Annotated in this window: 6 protein-coding genes and 1 pseudogene; 4 read left to right on the top strand and 3 right to left on the bottom strand. The window is 59.4% G+C overall.

The window, feature by feature from the left end:
- Positions 1–297: pseudogene (locus C9413_RS27180) on the bottom strand (D-glycerate dehydrogenase); the annotation flags it as partial.
- A 186-nt stretch (positions 298–483) separates the two neighbouring features.
- On the opposite strand from C9413_RS27180, the gene C9413_RS27175 reads away from it, so the two are divergent.
- Positions 484–1,023: an SH3 domain-containing protein gene (locus C9413_RS27175; RefSeq protein WP_039846559.1), complete on the top strand. Its 540-nt coding sequence runs from the start codon at positions 484–486 to the stop codon at positions 1,021–1,023.
- Here C9413_RS27175 and C9413_RS27170 read toward each other — a convergent pair.
- Positions 1,016–2,008 carry an adenosine kinase gene (locus C9413_RS27170; protein WP_039843490.1) on the bottom strand — a complete coding sequence of 331 codons (993 nt, stop codon included), beginning with the start codon at positions 2,006–2,008 and terminating at the stop codon, positions 1,016–1,018. The two genes, C9413_RS27175 and C9413_RS27170, sit on opposite strands and share 8 nt — an antisense overlap.
- A gap of 420 nt (positions 2,009–2,428) precedes the next feature.
- On the opposite strand from C9413_RS27170, the gene C9413_RS27165 reads away from it, so the two are divergent.
- Positions 2,429–3,376 (top strand): AEC family transporter, encoded by a 948-nt coding sequence (locus tag C9413_RS27165; RefSeq protein WP_170251158.1) that lies wholly within the window; start codon positions 2,429–2,431, stop codon positions 3,374–3,376.
- A 60-nt stretch (positions 3,377–3,436) separates the two neighbouring features.
- Here the strand turns inward: C9413_RS27165 and C9413_RS27160 are convergent, their stop codons facing one another.
- A complete protein-coding gene (locus C9413_RS27160; protein ID WP_170251157.1) occupies positions 3,437–4,015 on the bottom strand; it encodes a cytochrome c family protein in 579 nt (192 codons plus the stop codon).
- Between the two features lie 155 nt (positions 4,016–4,170).
- Between C9413_RS27160 and C9413_RS27155 the strand changes: the two genes are divergently transcribed.
- Complete coding sequence (locus tag C9413_RS27155) at positions 4,171–4,926, top strand: 3-deoxy-manno-octulosonate cytidylyltransferase (RefSeq protein WP_039843493.1); 756 nt, start codon at positions 4,171–4,173, stop codon at positions 4,924–4,926.
- An 11-nt stretch (positions 4,927–4,937) separates the two neighbouring features.
- Positions 4,938–5,262, top strand: a 325-nt coding sequence (locus C9413_RS27150) for a prephenate dehydratase domain-containing protein (protein ID WP_281408685.1), incomplete at its 3' end; no start/stop codon positions are given.

Raw genomic sequence — 5,262 nt, 5'->3', positions numbered from 1 at the left:
GGGGACGGTAATGCCCCTGCGGGCCGCCGCCTCGACGTCGATGTGGTCGGTGCCGTTCGAAAAGCTCGCTATCAGCTTCATTTGCGGCCCGGACTGCTCGATAAGAGCGGCATCGATGCGGTCCGTCACCGTCGGCACCAGGACCTCGGCTGTCTTTACGGCCTCGATGAGTTCAGAGGCGGAGCGTGGCGAATCATCGATATTGAGCTCGGCGTCGAAAAGTTCCCGCATGCGGGTTTCCACCGCATCCGGCAGTTTCCGGGTGATGTAAACCTTCGGTTTTTTCTTTGATGTCATCGCGGCCGGCCATGCCTTGTTCAGAGGTCTTTAACCAAGACGGGGGATAATTTTCCCGTCTCGGGCATTTTCTACCAGACCCACACGCGAAGACAAACAAAACTCGCGGGTAGCGTTAGGTGAATGTCAAAGCCCGGCGGCAAGCAGGCTGGATCTGCTGGCGTACTTGAGCGAACGGAAATCTCCATGCGTGGAAAATATTTGAAGGTCTGCCTCGTCTTTGCGGTTGGTCTGATGTTTGCGGGGGAAGCCGTCGAACCCGCATATGCGCAGGTGGCAAAGGGCCCGAGCGGCCTGCCGCTTCCACGGTTCGTCTCGCTGAAGTCCAAGCGCGTCAATCTGCGCATCGGCCCGGGAACGGATTATGCCGCGTCGTGGATGTATCTGAAAGCCGGCCTGCCGGTCGAAATCATCCAGGAATACGACAACTGGCGCCGTATCCGCGATGCGGATGGCACGGAAGGGTGGGTCAACCAATCCCTGCTGTCGGGCCAGCGCGCGGCGATTGCCGCACCGTGGATGAAGGGCAAGGGCAAGTTCGTCTATGTCAACATGCGCCGTGAGCCGCAGTCGTCAGCGACCGTGGTTGCCAAGCTGGAGCCGGGTGTGATGATCCATATCGCCGAATGCAATGGCGATTGGTGTCATGCCGAAGCCGACAGCGCCGAAGGTTGGGTGGCGCAGTCGGAAATCTGGGGCGCTTACCCGGGCGAAGCTTTCAAATAAGCTGCGCGTCGCGGGCGGCTTCGGAAAGCGATCTCATCGGCCGCGGTCCGATCTGCTGAATGACGATCCCAGCAGCAAGGCAGCCAAGCTTGCCGCAATCTTCCAGCGTCCGTCCCTGCGTGTAACCATAGAGGAAACCTGAAGCGAAGAGGTCGCCGGCACCGGTCGTATCGACCACTTCCTTGATGCGGATCGCATCGACATACCAGCGCTCGTTGCCCTTCAGCATCACGGCGCCGTTTTCGCTCATCGTCACGGCCGCGATCTTGCAATCCTTGGCGATCTTGTTGAGCGCCACCTCGAAATCGTCCGTCTCATAGAGCGCGAGTACTTCCTGCCGGTTGGCAAACACGATGTCGACAGTGCCGGAGCGCATGAGGTCGAGGAACTCCGCGCGGTAGCGATCGACGCAGAAGCTGTCCGAAAGCGTCATGGAGACTTCGCGGCCGTTCTCATGGGCGATGCGGGCGCATTCGCGGATCGCTTCCTTGGCGCGCGGCGGATCCCAGAGATAGCCTTCGAAGTACGTCACCTTGGCTTGTGCCACGACCTCGGGCTCGACATCCTCCGGGCCGAGTTCGACGCAGGCGCCGAGATAGGTATTCATCGAGCGTTCGCCGTCATCCGTGACGAAGATCATCGAGCGCGCGGTCGGTGGGAACGTGCCCTTTGGTTTCGTCTGGTAATGTACGCCCTGTGCCCGGATGTCGTGGGCGAAAATCTCGCCGAGCTGATCCTCCGCTACCTTGCCGAAATAGGCGGCCCTGCCGCCGAGGCTTGCAACGCCCGCTGCCGTATTGCCGGCGCTGCCGCCTGAAGCTTCGAGTGCCGGCCCCATGCGCGAATAGAGAAGTTCGGCGCGGGCGGCATCGATAAGGTTCATCGCCGCCTTTGTGATGTTGTTGTCAATGAGGAACTGGTCGTTGCAGCGCGCGATGATATCGACGATGGCGTTGCCGACAGTCAGAACATCGAATTTTGTCATGAAAGGGAAGGTTCCGGATTAGATGATAGCCGGGATCCGGTCTTACCGGAATTTCCGGGCTTTGGAAGAAAAAACGCCGCCAACGGCCCATTTCTTCGCACATGCCGTCGATCCGTCATGCCGTTGTCACCTTGAGCTTTTAGACACGATCACAAGCAGGCCGGCATGAGCAGCCTTTGGGTTGCGGCCGGATGAGAAGGGGATGATGCCCTTCGCCTCTACCGGAGCAGGCGCTGACCACGGATGAACTGGCAGCACCGGAACCGGGTGTCCGGCCAGTCCGGATGCGGAAAAGCGGGCAGTGCCCGCTTTTTTTGTTTCTGTGGTCCGGTTCTTTGCGCGCCGCTTTTGCCAATCCATTTGTCAACGAAGAAGTTTTGCTGCTAGAGCAGGGTATCCCCGCGCAAGGCATCCCTCCGCATGATAGCCATCATTTTTGACGTCCTTCCCATCTTCATCATGATTCTGATCGGCTGGCTGATCGTCAAAACTGGACTGATGAAGGCAGATGTCGGCGACGCCTTGAGCGATTTCGTTTTCAAGATTGCCGTCCCACTGCTCCTTTTCCGCACGATTGCCGAAGCGGATTTTCATGGCGCTTCGCCGTTTCGTCTCTGGATCGCTTATTTCTCCGGCGTTGCGGTGACCTGGACGGCGGGCCATATCGCAGCGACCCGTCTTTTTGGCCGGGATGATCGCATCGGCGTGCTTGCCGGCGTTTCGTCGGCATTCGCCAATACGATCTTCGTCGGTCTGCCGCTTGTTCAACGCACGGTCGGCGATGAGGGCCTTGTGCCGCTTTCCATCCTCATCGCCGTGCATCTGCCGGTCATGATGGTCATCGGCACGATCATGATGGAGCGGGCGGAGCGGAAGATTGCGGGCAAAGGCGAACGCAGCATGCTGAAACTCTTTCGCCAGATTGGTCTCAACCTTGTTCGCAATCCGCTCGTTATCGGCCTTGTCGCAGGTGCCGCGGTTCACCTTGCAGGTGTTCCAATGCCGCTGCCGGTGGCGTCCATTGTCGACCAACTGGCGGGCGTTGCCGGGCCTGTGGCCCTGGTCTCTCTGGGCATGGCGCTCGAGAAGTATGGCGTTTCCGGCAATGTCGGCATTGCCAGCGTCACATCTGCCTTCAAACTGGTGTTGCTTCCATGCTGCGTCTGGGCCGCAAGCCATCTGGTTGGATTGACCGGCAGTTGGACCGCGGCGCTGGTGCTGATCGCCGCTGTTCCCACCGGTGTCAACGCCTGGCTGATCGCCAACCGTTTCGGCGTCGGCCACAGCCTCGCGGCCTCCACCATCACGGTCACGACGGCACTCGGCGCCATTTCGGTTTCGCTCTGGGCCTCCCTGCTCGGCGCCTGATCGCAACAAAAAAGCCCGGCGTCGGCCGGGCTTGCGATTTCGTCGGAAAGCTTTGCACGATTACTGCGTAACGGTGTCGGGCGCGTTCGGATCCGGCAACGGAACCGGTGCGTCTGCCAGCGTGTGCAAGTAAAGGATCACGTTCGCGCGGTCCTGTTCCTTCGGCAGACCGGCAAAGCCCATGGCCGTGCCCGGAACCTGCTTTTTCGGGGCCAGCAGGAAGTGGTTCAGGTGATCGAAGGTCCACTTTTCGCTGCCGCCCTTGGAGAAATCCTTCATGGGGGAGGAATAGGCGAAGCCCTCAAGCGAAGCGATCGGACGAGCGACGAGACCATAGAGGGTCGAGCCGACTTTGTTTGGCCCTCCCTTGGTCACGTCATGACAGGACTGACACTTCTTGAATACCGTTTCGCCGGCCTTGGCATCGGCGCTGGCAAGAAGCTTGGCGATCGGAACCACAGCTGCTGCAGGTGCAGCCTCGCCACCGCCGGCAGCGGGTGCCTCTTGCGCAACGATGGCGAAACCTTCCTTCTCCGGCGCTTCGGAGTGGAAGATCCCTTCGGACGCGATCGACACCGACATCAGGACGAAAATCGTTCCGAGCAGCGCCCCAACGCCCATATTGACATAAGAATTCATCTGCAATGCTCCCCGTGCAGTCGGCAGACCCTGAATAGTCCCCTTCTTGAAATCGCGCGGAACCTATGTCTTTTGGCAGTTCGTTGCAACTGTCTAAATGGTCTTGTACGTGAGCCTTTTTGACACTTTCCCGCCTGGAATAGAAGGTCCGAACGATGACTGCTTCAAATTTAGATGACGTGCTGGTTCTGATCCCCGCCCGCATGGCGTCCACCCGCCTTCCCGGCAAGCCGCTGGCCGATATTTGCGGATTGCCGATGATCGTCCAGGTGGCATTGCGGGCGAAGGAAGCGGAGATCGGCCGCGTCGTCATCGCGGTCGACGACGAGGAGGTTTTCGAGGCGGTTTCGAAGGCCGGCTTTGAAGTCGTTATGACCCGCAAAGATCATCAATCCGGCTCCGATCGCATTTTCGAGGCCTTGCACAAGGTCGACCCGGACGCGCGCGCCAGGATCGTCGTCAACGTCCAAGGTGATCTACCGACCATCGATCCCGAAACGATCCGCGCTGCATTGCGCCCGTTGGATGAGGAGACCGTCGACATCGCGACGCTCACCGTCGAGATCACTGATGAGGAAGAGAGGACCAATCCGAATGTTGTCAAGGTCGTGGGGTCTCCGCTCTCCGAAACGCGTCTTCATGCGCTCTATTTCACCCGCGCGACAGCACCCTATGGCCAAGGGCCGCTCTATCACCATATCGGCCTCTATGCCTATCGCCGGGCTGTGCTCGAGAAATTCGTCTCGCTCGGACCGTCGGCCCTTGAGAAGCGCGAATCCTTGGAGCAGCTTCGCGCGCTCGAAGCCGGCATGCGCATAGACGTGGAGATCGTTAAAACCGTTCCGCTTGGGGTCGATACGCCGGCCGATCTCGAAAAAGCCCGGCGCATACTCTCGGCAAGGAAGGCATGAAGGACATCGTCATGAACATCAAGACCAATCGAATCTCGTTTCAAGGCGAATTCGGCGCGAATTCCGACATGGCCTGCCGTGACATGTTCCCGACAATGGAGCCGTTGCCTTGCCAGACATTTGAAGACGCCTTCATGGCGGTCGACAACGGTGATGCCGATATTGCGATGATCCCGATTGAAAACACGATCGCGGGCCGAGTCGCCGATATCCATCACCTCCTGCCGGAGTCGCGGCTGCACATCATCGCCGAATACTTCATGCCGATCCGTTTTCAGCTGATGGTGCTGCCCGGCGTATCGACGGACGAAATACGCACCGTGCACAGCCACATCC

This window comes from Rhizobium sp. SEMIA 4085, from assembly GCF_013004495.1.
GTDB lineage: Bacteria > Pseudomonadota > Alphaproteobacteria > Rhizobiales > Rhizobiaceae > Rhizobium > Rhizobium gallicum.
This window is presented reverse-complemented; position numbering and strand designations above follow the sequence as displayed.